Origin of the sequence: Kribbella solani (assembly GCF_014205295.1) — a bacterium.
Taxonomy (GTDB): domain Bacteria; phylum Actinomycetota; class Actinomycetes; order Propionibacteriales; family Kribbellaceae; genus Kribbella; species Kribbella solani.
Genome location: NZ_JACHNF010000001.1, coordinates 7,112,117 through 7,135,983, shown reverse-complemented (window position 1 = coordinate 7,135,983; position 23,867 = coordinate 7,112,117). Strand labels below are relative to the sequence as shown.

Below are 23,867 nucleotides of genomic sequence, written 5' to 3'. Positions count from 1 at the left end.
TCAGGCCTTCTTGCCGCAGTGCGGCCAGGCGCCGTACCCGCCGCGGTCGGCCTTGACCTTCTCCGCGATCGCGATCTGCTGCGCCTTGGACGCGCCGTTGGCGTTGTTCGCGTACGCCGTGCCGCCGTACGCCGCCCAGGTGCCGTGGTCGAACTGCAGGCCGCCGTAGTAGCCGTTACCGGTGTTCGACGCCCAGTTACCACCGGACTCGCACTGCGCGATCCGGTCCCAGGCGCCACCGTCACTCGTCGCCGGCGGCTTGCTGTCAGTGGTGGTGTCGGCCGGCTTCGGCTTGGTACCGACCACGATCTGCTCGTCGACCGCCTTGGTCACCAGCTTCGACCCCACCACCTTCGTGGCCGACAGCTTGCCGTCCAGGTAGGTGTACAGGTACGTGACGGCCTTCGAGCCGTCCGTGCCCTTGGTGGTGGTCTTGGTGGTGCCCTCGACCAGGCTCGCCGACTCGGTCTTGTCCGAGCCATGCGGGACCGCGACGTTCTTGGTGACCGTCTTCTGCAGGACCTGGACGTACCCGATCGTGTTCACGCCGAGCTTCAGCGGGGTCGCGGCGGCCGGGGTGATCCGGTCGTCGGCGTCCCAGCGGATCTTCGCCTCGGTCAGCGCCTGACCCACGGTGCCGGCCAGCGACTTGATCGTCATGGTCTTGCCCAGGTGCACGATCTGCACGGTCTTCGGGGTCTTCACGGTCAGCTGCAGACCCTCCCGGCCGAGCGGGGCGCTCCGGCTGGTGGACAGCTGCGCGCCGTCGTACCGCAGCCCCAGGTCGCCGAGAGCCTCGTTCAGGTTGTCGGCGGTGGTCCAGTAGGCCTTCTTCACGCCGTCGGCGTCGACGGTCAGCTGGCGGCCGTACTGCACCGAGATCTCCTGGCCGTCCTTGAGCTGGCTGTCCGCGCTCGGCGCGACCACGTCGTGGTCACCGACCTGAACCTTTTCGGCCTTCAGGGCGTCTGCCACGGTGGAGCCGAAGGTGTGTACCTTCCGCACCTGGCCGTCGACGGAGATGGAGACCGTCTTGCTCTTGGTGGCATATGCCACCGAGCCGCCCGCGACGGCTAACGCGGCCGCCGCACCGACGGCCACGATGATGGACTTACGCACTAAAGCTCCCAGGTAGGGCTACCCGGGCACGGGGTGGGACAGCACTGGCACCGGCCGCGAGCGCCGGACTGATGGCCCGGAACCTGTGGTCAACGCCGAGGGGCGTGCTGCCCGGAATCTTCCCCGATCCCGGCCAACGTCACGGGACAATAACGAACAGGACGCGGAAGTGCCAATCCCCTGTCCGGCGAGTCGAAAAAAGGTGTAGCAGGGCAATTACTCGCGGTAATTGCCCCAATGCCCCCGATGAACCACTTCGGCGGTCGTCCGGCGCCCCCTTTTCAACGACGGCGACCGTTTGTCCGGAGCCCGGTATCCGACCGAAAGCACCCCGACCGGGTCGAATCCTTCGGGTACGCCGAACTCGCGCAGCAACCGGCCCACTTTGTCCGCGGGCGGCCCGAAAAAGCAGGCTCCCAGGCCTTCGTCGACCACTGTCTGGAGCATCAGCAGGACGGCCATTCCGGTGTCGACGTACCAGTACGGCGCGGTCCAGCGGCCCTCGTCCCGATCGGTCCAGCCCTTGTCCGGTTCGGTGTACCGATCGAGGTACGCGTCCTTGTGCGCGAAGGCGAGGATCAGCAGCGGCGCGCGGCGCAACCCTGTGATCCATTCAACATACTTTTGATCCGGCTCCTCGGCCGCGATCCGCCAGTACCGCTCCCGGTCCTCGCCTTCCAGCGTCAGGAACGCCCAGCCCTGGCTGAAGCCGCCCGACGGGGCCCGCAGGCCGTGCTCGAGGATCCGCTCGCGTACCTCGTCCGGCACCGGCCGGTCCGGATCGTAGTTCCGCACCATGCGCCGGCGCCGGACGACCTCACTGAACTCCATGCGGAGTGTTTACCAGGTGGCCGCGAGCGGCATCAGCCGACGTCGTCGCCGACCTCCAGGTGCCGCCAGTACTCGATGGACGGCTCCGCCGTCACTCCGGCCGCCGCCATGATCTGCTGGATCCGCGGCCCGGCGTGCTCGAAGAACCCCTGGAACGATGCTTCGTCCGGCCATTCGTCGACCACGAACACCTCGGACCCGTTGCCGTAGAAGTGATGCGAGATCACGCCGCGACTCCGCGCGTCCGCCACCACTCCCTGGAAGAGCGCGCCGTTGTCCGCGCCCAGCTTCTCGACCGCCGTCGGATCCCCAGTCACCCGCAGAGTCATCAGTACGCTCATAACCCCTCCCCTCGGGAACCGGCCCCGGACGAGGCCGGCGTCTTCAGCGTGCGCCTGCCGGCGGCCGCGGGCAACGGGTCGGGAGAACGTTGACGTTCCGCTACCAGGACCCTCCGAAAGCGTTGTCGGCGTTGGTGTTCAGGGCCGCGCAGAGTTCGGCGGTGGAGATGTTCAGTACGTCGGCCATCCGGCGGACCGTGTGCGGGATCAGGTACGACGCGTTCGGCTTGCCGCGGTACGGGGACGGGGTCAGGTACGGGGCGTCGGTCTCGACCAGGATGCGGTCGATCGGCGTGACCGCCAGCGCGTCCCGCAGCGACTGGGCGTTCTTGAAGGTGACCACGCCGGCGAAACTCAGGTACGCGCCCCGGTTGACGCACTCGCGGGCGAACTCGGTGTCGCCGGAGAAGCAGTGCATCACCAGCCGATCGGGTACGCCCTCGCGGTCCAGGATGCGCAGGATGTCGTCGTGCGCGTCGCGGTCGTGGATCATCAGCGTCTTGCCCAGCCGCTTCGCCAGCTCGATGTGCGCCGCGAACGACTCGTGCTGCGCCGCCTGCCCGTCGGCCCCCGTACGGAAGTAGTCGAGCCCGGTCTCGCCGATCACCCGTACTTTGTCCGAACTCGCGGCCAGCCGTTCGATCTCGGCCAGCGCGCTGTCCAGCTCACCGGCGGCCTTCAACTTCGGCGCCTCGTTCGGATGCAGCGCGACGCCGGCAATCAGATTCGGGTACTGCGCGGCCGCCTCGACCGCCCACACCGCCCCCGGCAGATCGCACCCGACCTGCACGATCCTGGTCACCCCCACCGACGAGGCCAACCGAATCGCCTCCGCCGCCCCCAGCCAGTCCCCATCCTCCCCATCAGCAATATCCAGATGACAGTGCGCGTCAACCACACTCACCGGCAACGGATCCGGCACGGCCGGCCGCTTCCGGTCCCGCACCCGCCCGTCCTCCCCCACCCCCGCCCGCTCCCGCGTCGGCCGACCAACCTCAACACCATCAGCTGCCATGGGGCCCAGATTACTGAGCCTCGGCGGCCTTCTTGACGTTGGCCAGGAGGGACTCCCACATGCCTTGGGCGTGGGTGGCCTCGTCCTTGGTGCTGTTGTTGTCTTGGGTGAGGGTGAGGTGGGTGGAACCTGATAGTTCGTAGGTGAGGGTGTGGTAGTTCTCGGGTGCGTCTGGTTGGCCGGTCAGGGGGCTGAAGTGGGTGAACTTCAGCAGGCGGCCGGGGGCGACTTCCAGGATCTTGCCCTTGTCCTGGAAGGGTTTGCCCTCCCATTCGCCGGTCCAGGTGATCGGGCTGCCTACCGTCCAGTCCGTCGCCACGTCCGCGCCGAACCACAGCTGCTTCAGCTCGGCGGGATCGGTCAGTACGCTCCAGACGCGGTCGGCCGGCGCGTTGATGTCGACCTCCGCCGTCGCGAGATATCCAGTCATCGTGAACTCCTTTCCGGCCCGACGGTACGGCTACCGGTACCCGGAGCGCTTGTAGAAACGCGTCAGCCGGATCGTGCAGGAAGTCAGCAGCTCCGGAGCTGTCCGGGCCGCGCCGGCAGGTCGTACGTTGCGTGTCCCGACTGACAGGAGCAGCCGATGACCAGAAAGTCCCGGATCAGCTCGATCCTCGCCGCGCTCGGCCTGGTGGCCGCGGCGGTCGCGGTGCCGAGCCCGACGAGCGCGACGCCGGCCCCGATCCCGGTGCAGGTACTCAGCCTGACCGACCTGCACGGCTACCTTTCCGAGACCGAGAACCTGACCATCGCCGGACCGTCCGGTACCCAGCAGGTCGGCGGCGCCGGGTACCTGAAGGCGCACCTGGACAAACTCCGCGCCGGCAAGCCGAACAGCTTCCTGATCGGTTCCGGCGACCAGTTCAGCGGCTGGCCGGACTACACCCAGGCGTTCGCGAACGAGCCGACGATCGAGGTACTGAACGCCTTCGGGATGGACTTCGACGTGGCCGGCAACCACGAGTTCGACCGTGAGTTCCCGTTCCTGCGCCGGATGACCACCGGCGCCTGCTACGGCAAGCCCGGGTTCGACAGCTGCTTCAAGGACTCGACCGGCCGGAACTTCCACGGCACCGACTACGCGTACCACGCCGCCAACATCGTCAACCCGAAGAGCAAGCAGCCGGTACTGCCGCCGTACTGGATCGCGAAGGCGGGTACGCAGCGGATCGGCTTCATCGGCCTGGGCTTCCCGGGTACGCCGACCGAAACGTTGTCGATCAAGGGTTCCGGCTTCGAGTTCCAGGGTGTCGTCGACGCCGCGAACCGGGCCGCGGCCGAGCTGAAGGCGCAAGGCGTGAACGCGATCGTGGTCAGCATGCACGAGGGCGGCCAGCAGGGCGGGCTGTACAACGACTGCAAGAACCCGACCGGCCCGATCTTCGACGCCGCCCGGTCGATGTCACCGGACATCGACGTGATCCTGGGCGGTCACTGGCACACCGCGTTCAACTGCATGATCCCGGACCCGAACGGCGTACCCAGGCCGGTGCTGGAGGCAAGCAACCACGGCCGCGTACTCGGCGAGGTGAACCTTTCGCTCGATCCGGCCACCGGTGACGTGATCCGCTCCGCGACCACGGCCGCCAACCACGCCGTCACCAAGGACCTGACGCCGGATCCGGGCGTCCAGAAGATCGTGAAGTACTGGATGGACAAGTGGACCACGCGCCAGCAGCAACCGCTGACGAAGCTCGACCGCGACCTGGACTTCGCGCCGAAGGCGGAGAGCCGGACCGGCAACCTGGTCGCGGACCTGTACAGGCACGAGGCGGACGGCGACTTCGCGCTGGTTCCGGCCGATCTCGGCGTCGACGTGATCGCGGCCGGCCTGAAAGCAGGCACGGTGACGTACGGCGCCGCGTGGCCGGTGGCCGGGATCTCTCCGATCACCACGCTCTCGATGAAAGGCTCCACGGTCAAGGATGTCCTCGAACAGCAGTGGATTCCGCCCGCGTACGGCTGTACGCGACTGTCCTCGCTGGCGACGTCGGACAACTTCCGCTACACGTACGACCTGGGCAAACCGGTCGGCAACCGCGTCGATCCGGCAAAGGTTCTGGTGAACGGAAGACCGTTGCGGCTCGACAAGACGTACCGGGTGACGACGAGTGCGGCGATGCCGTTGCACGGCGCGCAGTACGGGTATCCGGGTTTCCAGCAGTACACCAACCTGGAGCGAGCGCCGCGCATGGGCCAGGAAGTGTTCCTGAACTACCTGCGGACCCATCCGTTGCTCAAGGCACCGAACCTCGGCCGGGTGACGGCGATCCCAGGCACCCCGCCGCCGTCGGACGGTCCGTTCGGTCCGCTGAACCTGCTTCCGCAGAACGAGATGACCGCGACCGCCACCAGCCAGGGCGGGGCGGCATACAGCGCGGCGGCCGCGATCGACGGCAACTGCACGACCATGTGGCACTCCAACTGGAGCCCGCACGCGCCGCTGCCGCAGTACATCACGCTTGACCTCAAGACGCCGCGCGCGATCGAGGCGCTGGTGTACACGCCACGGCAGGACGCCGATGTGCCGAACGGGCGGATCTCCTCGTACGACGTACAGACCAGCACCGACGGCAGCACGTTCACGTCGGTGGCGAAGGGGTCGTGGGACGGCAGCGTCGACGCGAAGATCGCGCGGATTCCGGCCGGTACGACGGCACGGTACGTACGCCTCGTCGGTCTGGCCGGAGGTGCCGACTACGCGGCCGCGACCGAGCTCAATATAGCTCTAGCTCCGGCTTCCTGACCGCGTTCCGGTGGGCCGTCGGTGACATCCCGTACCGGCGGCCGAACTGGCGGCTCAGGTAGTGCGGTGAGTCGAACCCGACCGCGGCCGCGATCTGCGCCACCGACATGTCGGTGGCGCCGAGCAACTCGGCCGCGCGCTGCAGCCGGAGCGCGAGGACGACGTTCATGATCGAGTCGCCGACCTGCTCCTTGAACAGATGCGCGAGCCGGGACACGGACACCTGCGCGAGCCCGGCCAGCGAGGTCAGCGTGTGCGGCCGGGCCGGGTCGGCGGTGATTGCCTCCAGCACCAAATGCACGCGGGCATCGAGGTGCTGCGTCTCGCGGCGCAGGCTGGCGACCGCGGTCAGCAGCACCTCCTCGATGCCGTTCATGGTCAGCTCGGTCGCGACACTCTTCTCCAGCAGATGCAACTCGGTGTCACCGGTCGGCGACAGTCCGGCGCGCTGCGCGTCCCGGTGCAGCCGGTCGAACGCCGACACCACCCGGTCCGTCTCCGACGACCTCGCCAGCCGGACGTACGACAGCCCGGGCATTGCCTGCGGCAACGACAGCCACGAGTGCCACTCCCGCCGCGGCTGGAAGTGCGCCCACCAGGACTCCCAGTACGTACCGACCGTGCCGTAGTCCTGCGGCGTCCCCGGGCTGACCAGCAGCACGTCCCCGTGCCGCAGTGTCAGAGTGTTGTCACCCAGGGCGTACTGCCCGGTGCCGGAGGCCGTGTAGAGCAGGTACCAACTGCCGACACCATCCGGCCGGACGACGCGGTAATCACCGCCGCTGTGGAAGTGCCCGGTCACCAGTTTGCTCGGTGGCGGGATCTCGCTGTACAGCTCGATCAGCACTTGGGTAGCAAGATCGTGCTCGAAGTCAGCAGGCTCCGTCATGGTGGATCTCCTTGTTCGCGCCCCAAGATTAGCGGCACAGCAGCAAGATCCTGCACCCCATTGAATCGAGGGATTCGTGCCTTTCGCTCCCGTCGCCGAGCTCGTACCTGATGCCGGCACGCTGGTCTTCGAGCACGGCTGGCAGTCCTGGAGCCCGAGCGGCTGGTACCGGCTCGACGCCCGGCCGCCCCGGCCGACCGCGCCCAACCATCACGTGATGGCCTACCGTCCCGGCGTCGACGCCGGCCGGTTCCAGGGCGAGGGCCTGCTCGCGGTCGCGACCGGCGGTGAGGTCGTCGTCTTCTCCGCGCTCTCCCCGGACGTGGTTCCGTCGATCCGGGCCGAGGTCCACGGCGACCGGCTGGTGATCTCCGCCGACGGCGAGGTCCAGACCACGACCAGTACGCACACCAATCCGAACCAGGCGCTGGCCGACTGGGCCGAGACGTTCGCCGCCGGCGCGCCGCCGGTCCGCGTGTTCGGTCCGTCGTGGTGCAGCTGGTACGCGTACTGGGGCAAGGTCACCGAGCGCGACGTGATGAACGACGTACGCCAGTTCGACCAGCATGAGCTCAGCGTCGACCTGGTCCTGCTCGACGAGGGGTACCAGACCGAGATCGGCGACTGGCTGACGCCGCGGGACGACTTCGGGTCGACCGTCCGGCTGGCCGCCGACATCCGCTCCAGCGGCCGCCGGGCCGGCATCTGGGTGGCACCCTTCCTGGTTGCCGCCGGCAGCGAAACAGCCCGCAAGCACCCGGAATGGCTGGTCCCCGGCATCAACGCCGGTACGAACTGGGGCCAGGAGCAACTTGTCCTGGACGTCACCCACCCGGGCGCCGCGCGGCACATCCAGGACGTGTTCACCGAGCTCTGCCGGCAGGGTTACGACCACTTCAAGCTCGACTTCGTGTACGCCGGCGCGATCGAAGGGCAGCGGCACGAACAGGTCGACGGCATCACGGCGTACCGGCACGGTCTGCGGCTGCTCCGCGAAGCGGTCGGACCGAATCGCATCCTGCACGGCTGCGGCGCCCCGATCCTGCCGAGCCTCGGACTGGTCGACGCGATGCGCGTCTCGCCCGACACCGATCCGTTGGTCGACCCACCGTCCGGCGACATCAGCCAGCCGGGTCAGCGGGGCGCACGGTCCACCTCGGTGGCGCGCGAGTTCCTGCACGGTCGTTGGTGGGCCAACGATTCCGACTGCCTGATCGTGCGGCCCGACGTGCAGGAGCGCGAGATCTGGGCGCAGCACATCGAGGACGGGCCGGGGCTGCGGATGTCCAGCGACCCGATCGGCGCGCTGGACGAATGGGCGATCGACCGTACCCGCGAGCTGCTCGTCCCGAGTTCGCCGCGGCCGCATCCGCTCAAGGACCCTGATGCTTAGGCCGGCCCCTCGCGGCCGGCGGCAGCGCGGGCGCGGCCGGCAGACCGCCGCGGCGTACGCGCTGCTCGCCCCCAGCCTGGTCGGCGTCCTCGGCTTCCTGCTGGCGCCGGTAGTGATCGTGCTGGTGCTCAGCCTGTTCGACTGGAAGTTGCTCGCGACACCGGAGTTTGTTGGGCTCGCCAACTACCAGAAGCTGTTCGCGGACTCGGACGTCTGGCATTCGCTGCTGGTCACGCTGTACTACGTGGCGATCTGCGTACCAGGTACGACCATCCTGTCGCTGCTGCTGGCGCTCCTGGTGGACCGGAAGCTGCGCGGGATGAAGTACTTCCGGGCGCTGCTGGTGATCCCGTGGATGGCTACGCCGGTCGCGCTCGGTCTGGTCTGGAGCTGGATCTTCGACCCAGGGCGTGGCGCGCTGAACCAGTTCCTCGGCGTGTTCGGGATCGACGGTCCGGCCTGGCTGTCCTCGCCGGTACTGGCGATGCCGAGCGTTGCCGCGGTACACATCTGGCAGTTCGCCGGGTACAACATGCTGTTCTTCCTGGCCGGTCTGCAGAACATCCCGGCATCGTTGCGCGAGGCATCGTCCCTGGACGGCGCTTCACCGGTGGCGCACTTCTTCACCATCACGCTGCCGCTGCTCCGGCCGACGATGCTGTTCGTCCTGATCACCAACGTGATCGGTTCGTTCCAGGCCTTCGACACGATCTTCGTGATGACCGAGGGCGGTCCTGGTGACAGTACCGAGGTGACCACGTACCTGATCTACGAAGAGGCGTTCAAGAAGTTCGACTTCGGGTACGCGTCGACGATCTCGGTGCTGCTGTTCGCGGTCGTCCTGGTCGCGACCATCACCCAGTTCGTCTACTTCGAGCGCCGTACGACCTATGAGGTGTCCGGATGAAACTGAAGATCTTCCCGTACGCCGTCCTGGTGGCCGGCTGTGTGTTCGCGATCTTCCCGTACTTCCTCACCCTGCTGACCGCGTTCAAGGGCCCCGGACAACTGTCCGAGACGATGCCGTGGGAGCCGGGGCTGCCGCCCAGTACGGCCGCGTTCGACCGGCTGTTCGCGTCCGGGTTCGGCGGGTACCTGCTGAACACCGCGCTGGTCACGGCCGGGATCACCCTCGGCCAGGTGGTGTTCGCGGTACTGGCGGCGTACGCGTTCGCGCGGCTGTCCTTCCCCGGCCGGGACGCGCTGTTCTGGGTGTATTTGTCGACTTTGATGGTGCCGCCGGTGGTCACGATGATCCCGCTGTACCTGATGATGCAGAAGCTCGGCCTGGTCGACACCTGGGCCGGTCTGATGCTGCCGACCATGCTCGGTACGCCGTACGCGATCTTCCTGCTCCGGCAGTTCTTCCGCAGCATCCCCGCGGATCTCGAGGACGCGGCCCGGATCGACGGCGCCGGCCGGGTCCGGACCCTGATCTCGATCGTGCTGCCGCTGTCGAAACCGATCCTGGTCACCGTCACCACACTGGCCGTGGTGGCGAACTGGAACAGCTTCCTCTGGCCGCTGATCATCACCAGCAGCGAGGACAAAAGGCTGCTGTCGGTCGGCATCGCCCTGTTCAAGGGCGAGGTCGGCGTGGACTACAACGCCGTGATGGCCGGCAGCCTGATCGCGCTGGTGCCCCTGCTGGTGCTGTTCGTCGTCTTCCAGCGCTTCATCGTCCGCTCGGTCGCGGTTACCGGGCTCAAGTAATGCGGAGGTTCTGATGTCCCCCAAGAATTCGGCAGTGGGCCTGTCCCGGCGGACCTTTCTGATCGGTGCCGGCAGTGTGCTCGCGCTGGCCGGCTGCGGTTCGTCGAACGACAAGGCGAGCAGCAGCGGCGGCAAGGTCGAGCTCGTCTACCGCCTCTGGGACGAGCAGCAGGAAGTAGGGTACAAAGCAGTGTTCGCCGCGTTCACCGCGGAGAACCCGGACATCACGGTCCGGATGGAAGTACTGCCCTGGGACCAGTACTGGACCAAGCTCACCACCGAGCTGGCCAGCGGCAAGGCGCCGGACGTGTTCTGGCTGACCGTCGACTACTTCCCGGACTTCGCGTCGAAGGGCGTCCTCGCGCCGCTCGACGACCTGATCTCGAAGGCCGGCCTGAAGCTCGACTCGTACAACGAGAACGTCGTGCAGTCGTACAAGTTCGAGGACAAGCAGCTGGGGATGCCGAAGGACCTGGGCGTCGTCGGACTGCTGTACAACAAGACGCTGTTCCAGAAGGCCGGCGTCACGATGCCGGCCGAGCTGACCTGGGCACCGGACGGTTCCGGCAACTTCCTGGAGATCGCCCGCAAGCTGACCGTCGGCAGCAAGCAGTGGGGCTTCTGCTCCTGGAACCACAGCCAGACGCAGTGGCTGAACTGGATCGCGTCGAACGGTGGGCACGCGATCGACAAGCCGTACGGCACCTTCGACTTCGCCGGCGACAAGTCGGTCGAGGCACTGCAGTTCGCCCGGGACCTGATCTTCAAGTGGAAGGTTTCGCCGGACGGTACCCGGACCAACCCGCCGACCGGGCAGGCGACCGAGATGTTCTACCGCGGCGAGGTGGCGATGTTCCCGGCGAACAACGCGCTGCTGCCGTTCGCGCTGCCCGAGGTGAAGTTCCCGATCGGCGTCGCCGCGATGCCGGCCGGACCGTCCGGGCGGACCGTGGTGATCAACGGCCTGGCCGAGGCGATGTTCGCCAAGACCAAGCACCCGGACCAGGCCGGCAAGCTGGTCGCGTTCCTCGGCTCGGAGAAGGCACAGCGGCTGATGGGCGACGCCGGCTACATCATCCCGGCCCTGAACGACGCGGGCGCCGGGTACCAGGCGTACTGGAAGAAGAAGAACATCGACGTCCAGCCGTTCATCGCCTCGGCCGCCGGCAGCACCGTGAACCTGCCGATCACCGAAGGCTGGACGGCCAAGTCGACCGAGATCAACAAGGCGGTCAACGACCTGTACCTGAACAAGGTCAACGTCAGCGACATCGCCGCCTCCATGGACAAGATCGGAAACGACAAATGAAAGAACTGACCGACTCGTACGGGGACCTGGACGACGACGAAGTACTGCGCGGTCGGCTGGCCGGGGACGGGTACCTGTTCTTCCGGGGGTTGCTGCCTCGCGATGTCGTCGGGGACGTGCATGAGCAGCTCGCGCGGATTCTGTACGACAGCGACTGGCTCGCGCCGGACAGTGAGCCGCGGGACCTGATCGCGTCCGGGCGGGCGGTCGAAGAAGGATCGGCCGGGTTCTTCGGTGCGTACACGGCGATCCAGAGCACGCAGGCGTTCCACGAGCTGGCCGTACGGCCGGAGCTGGTGTCGCTGGCCGGGCGGTTGCTCGGCGAGCAAGCGTTCGCGCACCCGGCGCACATCTGCCGGATCGCGCCGCCGTCACCCGGCGCGAACCCGACCCCGATCCATCAGGACTACCGGTTCATCCAGGGGTCCGTCGACACGCTGACCACCTGGTTGCCGTTGAGCGAGGCGCCGCCGGAGATCGGTGGGCTCCGGGTCTTCGCCGGGTCGCCACGGCTCGGCGTGCTTCCGGTCAAGGCATCCGACGGTCCCGGGATGATGCGGGCCGAGGCCGACGAGAACCATCCGGAATGGCGGACGACGTCGTACCAGCCGGGCGATGTGCTCTTGTTCGGCAGCCTGACCGTGCACGGCGCGATGCCGAACCGGACCAACCGGCTGCGGATGTCGGCCGACTTCCGGTACCAGGCGCTGAGCGCGCCGATGGCTCGGGACGCGCTTGGTACCGGGAAGCCGCACTACCACCCGGATGTACCGGACTTCCGGACGCTGACTCGCGGCTGGACGTCGACGGAGAGCATCGAGGTCCCGGCCGGGGTGCAGTTCGTGGATCGCTGGGATCCGCGGGTGGATGAGGTACCGACGCCGGAGTCGCGGTTCGCCTACGTGTAAGGGCCGGACCTGCAGCACTCAGTGAGTGAGTGCTGCAGGTCCGCACTACGGAAGTACGAGGACCTTGCCGCGGGCGTGGCCGGACTCGCTCAGGTCCTGCGCCTCGCCCGCGTCCGCCAAGGCGTACGTCGCGGCGATCCGGACCGTGAGCTTGCCGTCCGCGGCCGCCTGCAGCTGGTCGGTCAGCCCGGCCTGGATCTCCTCCGGCTCCCGGCCGCCACCGCTGGTCTTGATACCGAGCTTCCCCGCGCCCTCGTAGTCGGCGATCGTGACGATCCGCTCGGTACCGCCGCGAAGCTCGATCGACTCCTCCAGCCCGCCCTTCCCGGCGGTGTCGATGACCGCGTCGATCCCCTGCGGCGCGACCTCCCGCACGCGCTCGAGCAGCCCATCACCGTACGCGACCGGGATCGCGCCGATCGACCGTAGATAGTCGTGGTTCGCCGCCGACGCCGTCCCGACCACCGTCAAGCCCGCCGCCTTCGCGAGCTGCACCGCGACCGAGCCGACCGCACCCGCGGCGCCATGGATCAGCACCGTCTCACCCGGCTTCACCGCCACCTCGTCGAGCACCCGCTGCGCGGTCTCGCCCGCGATCGGGATACTCGCCGCCTGCTCCCAGCTCAACCCGGCCGGCTTCACCGCGATGGTCCCGGCGATCGCGTACTCCGCGTACGCCCCGCCCTGCGACCACCCGACCACCTCGTCGCCAACCGCGAACGCGGCACCCTCCCCCGCCTGGTCGACAACGCCGGCCACCTCGAACCCCGGAATAGCCGGCAGCACCGGCTCGGCGAACGCCCTGGTCCAGCCGCGCCGCATCTTGAAGTCGTACGGATTCACCCCGGCCGCGCGGACCGCGATCCGCACCTGCCCGGGGCCGGCCTGCGGCTCCGGCCGATCCTCCATCTTGAGAACCTCGGGCCCGCCGAACTCCTCGAACACCACCGCACGCATCGAATCGCCTCCTGGAGAAATGGTTGCCCCTTCAAGGAAAAGGGGACGCCGCCGCCCGGCATTCCCGGACGGCGGCGGCAAAGTGTTGCAATCAGGCCTCTTCGAGGCGCGTCGCGATCAGGCCTCTTCGAGGCGGGGGAACAGCGGGTCACCCTTGGTCAGGGTGGCGCCGGCCGGGAGCTGGCCCCAGGTGCCGGCGTCCTGGACACGCTGGTCGGCCAGGGCACCCAGCTTCTCCTCGGCGCCGAGGAGCGTCCAGAGCTTGGCGGACGACTTCGGCATCGTCGGGTTGTGCAGGACCGCGACGGCGCGGAGGGTTTCGGCGGCCGAGTACAGGATCGTCGCCAACCGGTCCCGCCGGGTCTCGTCCTTCGCGACCTTCCACGGCTCCTGCTCGGTGACGTACCCGTTCACGGCGCCGACCAGCTCGTTGATCGCGGCCAGCGCATCGTGGAACGCGAGCGTGTCCAGCGCCTTGTCGGCGGTCGCGACGGTCTGGGCGAGCTTGTCCGCGAGTGCCTGCTCGGCCGGGCCGTGGTCGGCCGCCTCCGGCAGCGCGCCGTCGAAGTACTTGCCGACCATCGCCGCGATCCGGCTGGCCAGGTTGCCCAGGCCGTTCGCCAGCTCGGACGTGTACACGGCGCTCAGGTGCTCCCAGGAGAACGACCCGTCCGAACCGAACTGGATCGTACGCAGGAAGTAGTACCGGAACGCGTCCGAGCCGAAGTGGTCGGTGATCTCGTGCGGCGCGATCGCGGTCAGCTTCGACTTGCTCATCTTCTCGCCGCCGACCAGCAGCCAGCCGTGCGCGAACACCTGCTTCGGTACGGCCACCCCGGCCGCCATCAGCATCGCCGGCCAGATCACCGCGTGGAAGCGCAGGATGTCCTTGCCGACCAGATGCACGTCGACCGGCCAAAGCTCCTCGAACCGCTCCGGGTCGGTGCCGTACCCGGCGGCGCTCACGTAGTTCAGCAGCGCGTCGATCCACACGTACAGGACGTGGTCCTCGTCCCACGGGACCGGGATTCCCCAGTCGAACGTCGACCGGGTGATCGACAGGTCCTGCAGACCCTGCTTGACGAACGCGATCACCTCGTTGCGGGCGCTCGACGGGGCGACGAAAGTGGGCTGCTCCTCGTACAGCGCGAGCAGCTTGTCCGCGTACGCCGAGAGCCGGAAGAAGTAGTTCGTCTCGGAGACCGTCTCCAGCTCCGTACCGTGGATCATGCACCGCTGGGTGCCGTCCTCGTCGGTGCGGATGTCGGCGGGCAGCTTGAACTCCTCGCAGCCCACGCAGTACAGGCCTTCGTACTCGCCCTTGTAGACGTCGCCCTTGTCGTACAGCGTCTGCCAGAACTCGCGGACCCGCTCGGTGTGCCGCTGCTCGGTGGTACGGATGAAGTCGTCGTACGCGATGTCGACGTCCACCCAGGCCGGCTTCCAGGCCTCCTCGACGAGCTTGTCGGTCCACTCCTTCGGGGTCATGCCCTGGGCCTGCGCGCTGCGCATCACCTTCTCGCCGTGCTCGTCGGTACCGGTCAGGTACCACTTGTGCTCGCCCCGCTGGGCGTGCCAACGGGTCAGGACGTCCCCGGCCACCGTCGTGTACGCGCTGCCGATGTGCGGCGCGGCGGTGACGTAGTAGATCGGGGTGGTGACGTAATAGGCCTTCTCGGACATGCAGTCAAGGGTAGTGCCGGGCGCCAGGTCTATTTACCAGGGTCTCGGGCAGCGAGTACGGCGTCGTACACCGTCCGTTTCGGGACGTTGAAGCGCTTCGCCACGTCGGAGATCGCCTGCTTGCGGGGCGTACCCGCCTCCTCGTCCGTCGCGACCTCCGCCGCCAGCTGCGCCGGGGTCATGGCGCGGTCCGGGTCCGCGCCCGCGACCACGACGGTGATCTCGCCGCGGACGCCCGCCTCGGCCCAGGTCACCAGCTCGTTCAGCGGTCCGCGTTTGATCTCTTCGTACGTCTTGGTGAGCTCGCGGCAGACGGCGGCGCGGCGGTCCGTACCGAAGGCTTCTTGCATGGATTCGAGGGACGCCGCCAGGCGGTGCGGTGCCTCGAAGAACACCATCGTCCGCGGTTCGTCCTTGAGCTCCGTCAACCGGCGGCCGCGCTCGCCCGGTTTGCGCGGCAGGAACCCTTCGAAGGTGAACCGGTCCACCGGCAGGCCGCTCAACGCCAGCGCGGTCAGCACCGCCGACGGCCCCGGCACGGCCGTCACCACGACCTCCGCCTCGATCGCCGCCGCCACCAACCGGTACCCCGGGTCCGACACGCTCGGCATCCCCGCGTCCGTCACCACCACCACGGTCTGCCCGTCGGTGAGCGCCTGCAGCAACTCCGGCGTCCGCTCCCGCTCGTTCCCCTCGAAGTAGCTGACCACCCGGCCACCCACCTGAATCCCCAACTCGGAAGTCAACCGCCGCAACCGCCGCGTGTCCTCCGCCGCGACCACATCCGCTTCCGCCAGCACGCGCCCCAACCGCCCCGAGGCGTCCCCCACATCCCCAATAGGCGTCCCCGCCAACACCAGCCGCCCATTCATGGGAGCAGGGCAAAACCATCAAGGTGCCGCGGGCGCACCACGGTGAAATGCCGCCGATCCAACGTCGCCACTTCCCGCGCCCCCAGCGCCTCGGCGACCGCCACCACCGCGGCATCAGCGACCCCGAGCGGCAGATCAGCGTACTTGTGCATCAAGTCGGCGATCCGGTCCAACTCGGATTCACATTCGGCCACCGCGAAGTCGCCTGCCGCGAGCGACTCGACGAAGTCGGCCTCCACCTTGGCGCCGAGGTCACGCTGGATGAGGTAGCAGACCTCGGGGATGACGAAGCTCGGGACAACCAGTTGCTCACGGTTGAGATGGGCGGCCGCGAACAGATCGACGCAGACGCGGTGGTCATCGTCGTTCGAAAGCACGGCCGCGACGAGCGGACCGGTGTCGACGACGATCACTCGCCGCGACCGAACTCGTCTCGCAGGATCTCTTCGTTCCGCCGGGCGGTGTCCGGACGGCTGCCGACGCTGGCACCGAACCAGCTCGGTGGCCACGGCCTGGGTTCGGTGGCCCGACGGCGGCGCATCTCCAGACGGTGCCTGAGGATCTCGCGCATGTCGGGTACGAGCTCCGCCGCGGCTTCGTCGGGCAATGCGTCGATCAGCGCGTGCAGTTCCTCGCGTGGCGTGCTCATGGCATTGATTGTAGGAGGTCGGGGACGGGCAGCCCGGGTTTTCCACAGGCGGGGGAGGCGGTGGGACCTGGGCGTCCGTACGATGGCGGGCGTGGCTGCTGTGATCGAGGACGGGACTGCGCGGCGGGGCGACGCCGGCGAAGAGCTGGAGACGCTCGGGCGGGACGTGCTCGGACGGCGGCTGCCGCCGCTCAAGGAGCGGTTGTACCCGGCCATGCCGAAGGACTTCGACGGCGGCTGGATCGCGACCCTGGTGATCACCGTCCTGGCCGGCGTGCTGCGGTTCTGGCACCTGAGCAACCCGGTGAAGTTCGTCTTCGACGAGACGTACTACGCCAAGGACGCGTTCAGCCTGCTCAAGTTCGGGTACGCGCGGCAGTTCATCGACCAGCCGGAGGGTGCCGCCGACAAGGCGATCCTGAGCGGCAACCTGGACGTCTTCAAGGACACGCCGAGCCTGACCGTACACCCCGAGGTCGGCAAGTGGATGATCGCCGCCGGTGAGCAACTGTTCGGGATGAACACCTTCGGCTGGCGGTTCATGCCGGCCCTGTTCGGCACCCTGACGGTACTGCTGCTGATCCGGACCGTCCGCCGGATGACCCGCTCGACGCTGATCGGCGCCATCGCCGGACTACTGCTCGCGGTCGACGGACTGCACTTCGTGATGTCCCGGGTCGCGCTGCTCGACATCTTCCTCGCGTTCTGGCTGGTCGCGGCCACCTCCTGCCTGGTCGCGGACCGGGACTGGACCCGCCGCCGGCACGCCGAGACGCTGGACACGCCGACCCCGGACGGTGCCCGCCGGACGATCGGCCGCTGGCTGCTGGTCCGGCCGTGGCGGATCGCGGCCGGTATCTGCTTCGGGCTGGCCCTCGGTACCAAGTGGTCGGCGGTCTGGACGCTGGCCGCGTTCGGCATCCTGGTGTTCGCGTGGGACTTCGGCGCCCGGCGCGCGCTCGGCGTCCGGTTCGCGTTCGTGAAGTCGGCGCTCGTCGACGGCATCCCGGCGTTCGTCAGCCTGGTACTGGTCGCGGGCGTGACGTACGTCGCGACGTGGACCGGCTGGCTGCTGCACGACAACGCGTACGACCACAACTGGGCCGCCAGCAATCCGGCACATGGCGTGATGAAGGTCGTACCCGACGACTTCCGGTCACTGATCGAGTACCACAAGGAAGTGCTCGCGTTCCACACCGGTGACTACATCAAGCACGCCACCCACCCGTACCAGTCGAACCCGGCCGGCTGGCCGATCATCGCCCGCCCGATCGGCTTCGACGCGGTCAACGACATCAAGCCCGGTACGCCGGGCTGCAACGCCCCGGCCGGGACGAACTGTCTGCAGGTGATCTCTGCCCTGGGGACGCCACTGCTCTGGTGGGGCGGCGCGCTGGCGCTGCTCGCCGCGCTGGTGCTGTGGATCGCCACCCGGGACTGGCGGTTCGGCATCCCGATCCTCGGTTTCGCCACCTGCTGGGTGCCGTGGTTCGCATTCGACGACCGGCCTATTTTCTTCTTCTACGCCGTGACGATGATCCCGTTCACGGTGATCGCGCTGTCACTCGTCCTCGGCAAGATCCTCGGCCCGGCCCGTACCGCCCTCAGTACCGCGACCCCGCGCCGCCTGATCGGCAGCGCGGTGGTCGGCGCGTTCGTCGTCCTGGTGGTCCTGAACTTCGCCTACATCTGGCCGATCCTGACCGACAAGGTCCTCCCCCACCCGGACTGGCTCAACCGCATGTGGTTCAAGTCCTGGATCTGACCGCGTACTCGATGGTCCCGAACGGCCAGCGGGCGGCGAGCCAGCCGCTGACCGCTTCGTACAGCACGATGTCCAACTCGGCACGATCGGCGCGTACCCAGGACCGTACGTCGGTGACTGTTTCGTCACCGCGCTTCGGATAGATGTAGACGCAGCCGATCACATCACCCGTGCCGGCCTCGAGCACCGTGTACGTGAACCCGCGCCGCTCGGCGAAGTCTTCCCGGTGCCGCACCAGATCGCCGAGATTCGCCTCGGCCGTCATCCCGTCGACCGGCGGCCAGCTGCTCCCCTGGAAGCCCGGAGTCGCCCGGATGTGCTCGATACTCCCGCTCCAGGCAGCGAGATCCGCGACGTTGTGCTCACCCCCGAGCGGCACCAGCCGGAACTCCGGTGCCACCAACTCGGTCGGCACGTCGAAATCGGCGGGGACAAACGTGTTGTCACTCATCCCCGCAGGCTACGAGCTCGGCAGCTGGTGCCGCACCCGAATTGCTCCGCCGGCCATTGGTGTACTCGGTGGCCGAGGCGGCGTTCAGTGGCCCAGGTGGCGTTTGTTCTTCTTGCCGTGGCGTTTGGCGGAGGACTGGCCGCCGACGCCGCCGAAGAGAGCCAGGCCCTTGACCACTACGACGGGGGCGTTCGGGTCCGGGTCGGAGCTGCCGCGGGCGCCGAAGCCGCCGAAGATGCCGACGCCCTCGTTACGCACCGTCACCCCCTCGGGTACGGTGATGTCGATCCCACCGAACACCGCGAACGCCCAGATCGTCACCTCGCGGCCCTCGAACACCGCGTCGGTCATGTCCAGGTCGTGCCCGCCGAAGACCGCGATCGCGTTGGTCCGGCGCTTCACCCGCCAGCGGCCGTTCCGCTCGCCGCCGCCGAAGATCGCCACCATGTTGTCGAGGCTGGCGTTCGGGTCGGCCGGCTCCTCGATCGGGACCGGGCTGTTCGCCGTCGACGCGGCCGGCTGCGCCACCGGCACCGGCGCGGCCTGACCGGGTACGACCAGGTCGCGGGTGATCGGCTCGAGTTCACCGAGCGTCTTCGCCTGCAGGGTCTGCTCCAGCCGGTCGGCGTGCTCGTCCTGCGACAACCGCCCCGACATCAGGGCCTCCCGCAGTACGTCGACCACCTGGTCACGATCGATGTCGGACGCCCGCAGGTGCGCGTGCGGATGCGGGCGATCGGGCAGGTTCTCCATAAAACTGAACGATATATCGAGTCCGGCCGATCCGAACCACCGTGACAACCCTGAACCCGCCCCACCCTTTCAGTGGTTAACCCCTGAAATGGTCCCTTCACCACCCGCACCCCGCAGGTGAAGGGACCACCTCAGACGTTCACCCCTCAAATGGCTCCGGGCCGCGAGGGCTGGGGGTGGCGGTGAGGCGGGGCGTACGCGGTGAGGCGGGGCGTACGCGGTGAGGCGGGGCGTACGCGGTGAGGCGGGGCGTACGCGGTGAGGCGGGGCGTACGCGGTGAGGCGGGGCGTACGCGGTGAGGCGGGGCGTACGCGGTGAGGCGGGGCGTACGCGGTGAGGCGGGGTGTGCGCGGTGGGGTGGGGTGTGCGCGGTGGGGGATGCTCCTATGGATGGTCAAGGGGTTTGTGGTTTGGTGAGGACGTAGTAGATCTCGCGTGCGATGAGGCGTTTGAGGCATCGGATGATGTCTTTCTTGGACAGTCCGTTGGTTGTGCGGCGTTCGAGGTAGGCGCGGGTGCGTGGGTCCCAGCGGAGTCGGCTGATGACGATGGTGTAGAGGGCTGAGTTGGCTTGGCGATCGCCGCCGCGGTTGAGTCGGTGGCGGTGGGTCTGGCCGGATGATGCGGGGATGGGGGCGACTCCGCAGAGCATCGCGAAGGCGCCTTCGGAGTGGATGCGTTCTGGGTTTTGTCCGATGGTGACCAGGAGTTGGCCGGCGACATCGGGGCCGACGCCGTTGAGGGTGAGCAGTTCGGGGTTGATCGTGTTGATGAGTTCGGTGATGAGTTGATCGAGCTCGGCGATCTCGTGCTGGGCTGCGAGGTGACGGCGGGCCAGGGAGCGTAGCGCGGTTTTGACGGCGTGTTGTGGGATCGCGATCTGATTAGGGTCGGGTCGCAGGTTGTGGCAGGTGTCGATCAGGCGCGGGTTGGTGAGGCCGCGTAGTTGCTGGCGCAGGTCGTGTGGTGCGGTGACGATCAGGGCCTTGATTCTGCGCAGGCAGTCAGCGCGCTGGCTGACGGCGCTGTTGCGGGCGATGCGCAGGTTCCGTAGTGCCTCGACCTGCCCGTCACGGTTCTTGGGGATGCCGGTGCGTACTTTGCCCAAAGCGGCTCGGGCGGCTGCTTCGGCGTCGATCGGGTCGGACTTGCCTGCTGTCCGGCGGGTTTTACGACTGGGCCGGTCGATCTCGACCACGGTCACACCCTGCCCGGTCAGGTAGCCGGTCAGGCCCGACCCGTAAGCGCCGGTGCCCTCGACACCGATCAGAACGACCGGCCCGAACGAGCCCAGCCAGGCCAGCAAAGCCGCATAGCCGGCACCAGTGGCGGGAAAGGTCTGGTGACCGAGCATCCGGCCCGTCTGGTCGATCGCAGCCGCCGTATGGGTATCGCGGTGAGTGTCGACACCACCGGTGATCTCGGCCTGGGACACGGCATCTGGCTGTGCGATGGTAGACATCGCCGTCCTTCCATTCGACACGGTCAGGGCGGCACGCACCAGCCGAGCGACGGACAAAACAGTGATGGGTGCCTGCTGGCACAGGCTCCTATGAAGTCACGAGTTCTCGCCGAGTGAGTGCAAGCGAACCCCGCAGCAGGTCGACCGACAGATCCCGTTCAAGACCCGAAGTCAGTTAGGGGCCGAGTCAGGACGACCACTGCGGGGTCCACGCCTACATCCTCACTGTTAGGGGCGGACTTTTAGGGCGCAGAGTAGGGCGATGAAGGTCAGGGCGGCGAAGGTGGCGGCGGTGCCGGGGTAGTTGGCCAGGGCTAGGCCGAGGCCGCCGATCGCGGCGCCGAGGAAGGTGCCGAGGCTCATCCCGGCGGCGTTGACGCTGAGGGCCGAACCGCGGAGGTCACCGCTGCGGCGGACCAGGAGCGTGGTGACGCAGGCGGCGACGGTGGCGTGGCTGGCGCCCATCAGGGCGGTCAGGAACAGCGTCAGCGGCAACGACGGCGAGAAGTAGAACGCGCCAACCGCGACCAGGGCGGTACTGATGCCGATCAGGAGCATCTTCTCGGGCGTGATGCCCGTGCCGTCGGTGGCCACGTACCGGCCGGCGAGGAGGTTGCCGAGGAAGAACGACGCTCCGCTCAACGACCAGACCAGTGCGAACCATCCCGGCGCCAGGTCGAACTTCTCGTCGTAGAACGCGGCGAGGTACGCCAAGTACCCCATGAACGCGGCGGTCCGGAGCATCGCGACCGCGAGCAGCGGGAGGGCGCCGGGTACGCGGGCGAGCGCGCGGTACGTGGCGAGGTAGCTCATCCGCTCGTTCTTGGTGATCGCGGGTTTGCGGCCGCGACCGCGCCAGAAGAACGCGGCGGACAGTACGAGCGAGATGGCCGAGGCGGCGAGCAGGTTGCCGCGCCAGCCCCAGATCAGGCCGGGCCCGGCGAGTACGGGGGCGGCGAGCATCGCCATTGCCGACGTGGTCGCGGAGACGAGGGTCGCGGCGCGGCCGGCGGCGGCTGGGGAGGTGAAGCGGTCCGCTGCCGCCGCGCCGATGGACGGGGCGAGGATGGAGGTCGACGCGCCGATCAGGAGGCAGAAACCGGCCAGGGCGAAGACGTTGCCGATGGCTCCTAATGCGGCTGAGATGCCCAGCAGGGCGAGGCCGCCGGCGGCGACCAGCTCGCGCGCTACCCGGTCCATCAGGGGTGCGAGGGATACGCCGACCGCGAGTGCCGCGAGTCCGCCGAGCCCCCGCAGCCCGCCGATCTCCGCCACACTCCCACCCGCGGCGCCGGCGATCGGCACCAGGTACATCCCGAACACCGTGAACGGGATCAGGCTGACGGTCGAAGCGAGCAGAAAAGGCCACAACCGCCGAGCCATCTTCAGATCCCCTGGTACCTCACCAGTGGTTGTGATGGCTTTTACTTCTGGCTGGTGGTTCTGAGTGGTCATGTCGCCGTCCTGTAGCGGTAGAGGCTGCTCGGGCGGGAGCTGAACTGGGAGAAGGGGAAAGGTTCGGCCGAGAGAGCGGTCACGCCGGACGGGAGGAAGGCGCGGGCTACGGCGCTTCCGGTCTGGGCGTAGATGGCCAGTGGTTTTGATTGCTCACGGCAACGAGAAAGCAGGATATCGAAGGAACCGTTGGACAGCGTCATGCCGGTGGCGACGACCGCGTCGGCGGCGTCGATCACCTCGGTCATGTCGCGGGTCACCGGCAGGCCGGAGGCGGTCCGGCGGAGGTTGAAGTCGCACGGCAGGCAGGTACCGCCGCGGGCGGTGATCGCGTCGACGAGCGGGTTCACCACCCCGATCAGCGCGACTTTGGTGCCCTCAGCAACTTCCAGCAGGCCGGCGACGGCGGCGTCCCGGGCCCGGGCGCGGACGTCGGGCGTGCCGGCCGGCAGCACGATCTCCTCGGCGTACGGCGACTCGTGATGTGGTTCGACCGCCGCCAGGTACGCGTCCAGAGCCGCGATCCGCACCGGCAGCGGATCGTCGGACGAAAGTACGTCGGCCAGCGTACGCCCGGAGGTGTCGGCGCAGAACGAAGGTTCCAGTTCGTCGGCCTCGAACGAGCAGGCACCGAACACCTCGCCGACCCGGAGCAGCACGTAGTAGTTCCGGTACGTCACCTCGGCGCCCGGCAACCGTGTCGTGTGATGCAGCCAGAACGCGCTGGTGATGTCGAAGTCCGCCGGCGACGGCCCGTACGACCCGTCGAGAACGCACGCGGTCAACTCGGCCACGGAAGCAGTCATGGTAAGTCAGCAAGCCTTTCAGGGTTGTAATGCAAGGCGGACAACTCAGGCCGGCCCGAAGGCTGGAAGCAGTAGAGGAGGGAACGGCGGTCGGTGGCGGTGTGGTTGGGGGCGGAGCGATGGACCATCAGGCCGGGGAACATCAGCACCGACCCAGCCGGCGCCTCGACCGTGACCGCGCGGCTCTCGTCCACGGCCGTCGGGTCGACCAGCAAACCGGTGGGGTCCAGCGGATCGCGGCGGACCGGGCCTTCGGCGGGGCTGCCCGGGATCAGCGTCATCGCGCCGTTGGCGGCCGTGTTGTCGTCGAGCATCACGATCGCGGTCGCGATGTCGTACGCGTCCGCGCCGCAGCACCCGTACCAGTACGGGAAGTCCTGGTGCCAGGCGAACTCCGACCCGACGCCGGCCCGCTTGAAGTTCAGTTTTGCCACGAACCGCCCGGCCGGTGCCCCGATCAACGAACTCATCGGCTCGACCAACCTTGGCTCGTCCCACAATGTTTCCAGCAGCGGGTCCAGCCGCGAGACCGGCGACAGGCTGCGGACCGCCTTGCCGGCCGCGTCCGGCTCCCAGTGGATCGTGGTCCCGCGGACGGTTTCCAGCCGGTGCCCGTCCGGCCAGACATTGACCGTCGTCTCCCCGGCCTCGGCCGCCGAGACGACCTCCGCATGGACCCGCTCGACCACGTTCCGCAACCGGTCGACCTCAGCCGCCGTGAACAGCTCCCGAAGTAACACAGGCCC

The 23,867-nt window shown here is 68.1% G+C and carries 24 protein-coding genes; 7 read left to right on the top strand and 17 right to left on the bottom strand.

What is annotated here, in order from left to right; all coding sequences use genetic code 11:
- The 5 genes from HDA44_RS33100 to HDA44_RS33080 all read right to left on the bottom strand — a co-directional run bounded on the left by HDA44_RS33100 (position 1) and on the right by HDA44_RS33080 (position 3,736).
- The gene (locus HDA44_RS33100; protein ID WP_184841233.1) at positions 1 to 1,119 is read right to left on the bottom strand and encodes a transglycosylase family protein; all 1,119 of its coding nucleotides are present in this window, start codon (positions 1,117 to 1,119) and stop codon (positions 1 to 3) included.
- 216 nt (positions 1,120 to 1,335) lie between these two features.
- A complete protein-coding gene (locus tag HDA44_RS33095; protein ID WP_184841231.1) occupies positions 1,336 to 1,950 on the bottom strand; it encodes a nitroreductase family protein in 615 nt (204 codons plus the stop codon).
- 32 nt (positions 1,951 to 1,982) lie between these two features.
- Positions 1,983 to 2,291: a hypothetical protein gene (locus HDA44_RS33090; protein ID WP_184841229.1), complete on the bottom strand. Its 309-nt coding sequence runs from the start codon at positions 2,289 to 2,291 to the stop codon at positions 1,983 to 1,985.
- Positions 2,292 to 2,391: 100 nt separating this feature from the next.
- Positions 2,392 to 3,306, bottom strand: a complete 915-nt coding sequence (locus tag HDA44_RS33085; RefSeq protein ID WP_184841227.1) for a TatD family hydrolase — start codon at positions 3,304 to 3,306, stop codon at positions 2,392 to 2,394.
- A gap of 10 nt (positions 3,307 to 3,316) precedes the next feature.
- On the bottom strand, positions 3,317 to 3,736 hold the full coding sequence (locus HDA44_RS33080; RefSeq protein ID WP_184841225.1) for an SRPBCC family protein: 420 nt from the start codon (positions 3,734 to 3,736) through the stop codon (positions 3,317 to 3,319).
- A gap of 156 nt (positions 3,737 to 3,892) precedes the next feature.
- Between HDA44_RS33080 and HDA44_RS33075 the strand changes: the two genes are divergently transcribed.
- Positions 3,893 to 6,055 (top strand): discoidin domain-containing protein, encoded by a 2,163-nt coding sequence (locus tag HDA44_RS33075; RefSeq protein ID WP_184841223.1) that lies wholly within the window; start codon positions 3,893 to 3,895, stop codon positions 6,053 to 6,055.
- Here HDA44_RS33075 and HDA44_RS33070 read toward each other — a convergent pair.
- The gene (locus tag HDA44_RS33070; protein WP_184841221.1) at positions 6,027 to 6,944 is read right to left on the bottom strand and encodes a helix-turn-helix domain-containing protein; all 918 of its coding nucleotides are present in this window, start codon (positions 6,942 to 6,944) and stop codon (positions 6,027 to 6,029) included. The genes HDA44_RS33075 and HDA44_RS33070 overlap by 29 nt on opposite strands.
- Before the next feature lie 76 nt (positions 6,945 to 7,020).
- Here HDA44_RS33070 and HDA44_RS38760 point away from each other — a divergent pair, with 76 nt between their 5' ends.
- From HDA44_RS38760 to HDA44_RS33045, 5 genes are read left to right on the top strand one after another with little or no spacing between them, the layout of a single operon-like run.
- Positions 7,021 to 8,337: an alpha-galactosidase gene (locus HDA44_RS38760; RefSeq protein WP_184841219.1), complete on the top strand. Its 1,317-nt coding sequence runs from the start codon at positions 7,021 to 7,023 to the stop codon at positions 8,335 to 8,337.
- The gene (locus HDA44_RS33060) at positions 8,330 to 9,244 is read left to right on the top strand and encodes a carbohydrate ABC transporter permease (protein ID WP_238352605.1); all 915 of its coding nucleotides are present in this window, start codon (positions 8,330 to 8,332) and stop codon (positions 9,242 to 9,244) included. Before HDA44_RS38760 ends, HDA44_RS33060 begins: the two co-directional genes overlap by 8 nt.
- A complete protein-coding gene (locus tag HDA44_RS33055; protein ID WP_184841217.1) occupies positions 9,241 to 10,050 on the top strand; it encodes a carbohydrate ABC transporter permease in 810 nt (269 codons plus the stop codon). The genes HDA44_RS33060 and HDA44_RS33055 overlap by 4 nt, the downstream gene beginning before the upstream one ends.
- A 13-nt stretch (positions 10,051 to 10,063) precedes the next feature.
- The gene (locus HDA44_RS33050) at positions 10,064 to 11,359 is read left to right on the top strand and encodes an ABC transporter substrate-binding protein (protein WP_184841215.1); all 1,296 of its coding nucleotides are present in this window, start codon (positions 10,064 to 10,066) and stop codon (positions 11,357 to 11,359) included.
- Positions 11,356 to 12,267: a phytanoyl-CoA dioxygenase family protein gene (locus HDA44_RS33045; RefSeq protein ID WP_184841213.1), complete on the top strand. Its 912-nt coding sequence runs from the start codon at positions 11,356 to 11,358 to the stop codon at positions 12,265 to 12,267. Before HDA44_RS33050 ends, HDA44_RS33045 begins: the two co-directional genes overlap by 4 nt.
- 45 nt (positions 12,268 to 12,312) lie before the next feature.
- Here the strand turns inward: HDA44_RS33045 and HDA44_RS33040 are convergent, their stop codons facing one another.
- The 5 genes from HDA44_RS33040 to HDA44_RS33020 form a co-directional block, all read right to left on the bottom strand.
- Positions 12,313 to 13,224, bottom strand: coding sequence for an NADP-dependent oxidoreductase (locus HDA44_RS33040; protein WP_184841211.1), 912 nt, complete (start codon positions 13,222 to 13,224; stop codon positions 12,313 to 12,315).
- Between the two features lie 117 nt (positions 13,225 to 13,341).
- Entirely contained in the window at positions 13,342 to 14,907 is a 1,566-nt protein-coding gene (gene metG, locus HDA44_RS33035) for a methionine--tRNA ligase (protein ID WP_184841209.1), read from the bottom strand.
- Positions 14,908 to 14,936: 29 nt separating this feature from the next.
- On the bottom strand, positions 14,937 to 15,779 hold the full coding sequence (gene rsmI, locus HDA44_RS33030; RefSeq protein ID WP_184841207.1) for a 16S rRNA (cytidine(1402)-2'-O)-methyltransferase: 843 nt from the start codon (positions 15,777 to 15,779) through the stop codon (positions 14,937 to 14,939).
- Positions 15,776 to 16,192, bottom strand: coding sequence for a PIN domain-containing protein (locus HDA44_RS33025; protein WP_184841204.1), 417 nt, complete (start codon positions 16,190 to 16,192; stop codon positions 15,776 to 15,778). The genes rsmI and HDA44_RS33025 overlap by 4 nt, the downstream gene beginning before the upstream one ends.
- A complete protein-coding gene (locus tag HDA44_RS33020; protein ID WP_184841202.1) occupies positions 16,189 to 16,428 on the bottom strand; it encodes a hypothetical protein in 240 nt (79 codons plus the stop codon). The genes HDA44_RS33025 and HDA44_RS33020 overlap by 4 nt, the downstream gene beginning before the upstream one ends.
- An 82-nt stretch (positions 16,429 to 16,510) precedes the next feature.
- Here HDA44_RS33020 and HDA44_RS33015 point away from each other — a divergent pair, with 82 nt between their 5' ends.
- Positions 16,511 to 18,193 (top strand): dolichyl-phosphate-mannose--protein mannosyltransferase, encoded by a 1,683-nt coding sequence (locus tag HDA44_RS33015; RefSeq protein ID WP_184841200.1) that lies wholly within the window; start codon positions 16,511 to 16,513, stop codon positions 18,191 to 18,193.
- Here the strand turns inward: HDA44_RS33015 and HDA44_RS33010 are convergent.
- The 6 genes from HDA44_RS33010 to HDA44_RS32985 all read right to left on the bottom strand — a co-directional run bounded on the left by HDA44_RS33010 (position 18,177) and on the right by HDA44_RS32985 (position 23,861).
- Positions 18,177 to 18,644, bottom strand: coding sequence for an N-acetyltransferase (locus tag HDA44_RS33010; RefSeq protein ID WP_184841196.1), 468 nt, complete (start codon positions 18,642 to 18,644; stop codon positions 18,177 to 18,179). The two genes, HDA44_RS33015 and HDA44_RS33010, sit on opposite strands and share 17 nt — an antisense overlap.
- 84 nt (positions 18,645 to 18,728) lie before the next feature.
- Positions 18,729 to 19,397: a DUF1707 SHOCT-like domain-containing protein gene (locus HDA44_RS33005; protein WP_184841195.1), complete on the bottom strand. Its 669-nt coding sequence runs from the start codon at positions 19,395 to 19,397 to the stop codon at positions 18,729 to 18,731.
- A 395-nt stretch (positions 19,398 to 19,792) separates the two neighbouring features.
- Entirely contained in the window at positions 19,793 to 20,899 is a 1,107-nt protein-coding gene (locus HDA44_RS33000) for an IS110 family RNA-guided transposase (protein ID WP_475584080.1), read from the bottom strand.
- A gap of 189 nt (positions 20,900 to 21,088) precedes the next feature.
- Positions 21,089 to 22,315: an MFS transporter gene (locus HDA44_RS32995; RefSeq protein WP_238352604.1), complete on the bottom strand. Its 1,227-nt coding sequence runs from the start codon at positions 22,313 to 22,315 to the stop codon at positions 21,089 to 21,091.
- Positions 22,312 to 23,121 carry a Rossmann-like domain-containing protein gene (locus HDA44_RS32990; RefSeq protein ID WP_184841194.1) on the bottom strand — a complete coding sequence of 270 codons (810 nt, stop codon included), beginning with the start codon at positions 23,119 to 23,121 and terminating at the stop codon, positions 22,312 to 22,314. The genes HDA44_RS32995 and HDA44_RS32990 overlap by 4 nt, the downstream gene beginning before the upstream one ends.
- Positions 23,118 to 23,861 carry a phytanoyl-CoA dioxygenase family protein gene (locus HDA44_RS32985; protein WP_184841192.1) on the bottom strand — a complete coding sequence of 248 codons (744 nt, stop codon included), beginning with the start codon at positions 23,859 to 23,861 and terminating at the stop codon, positions 23,118 to 23,120. Before HDA44_RS32985 ends, HDA44_RS32990 begins: the two co-directional genes overlap by 4 nt.
- Positions 23,862 to 23,867: the final 6 nt, after the last annotated feature.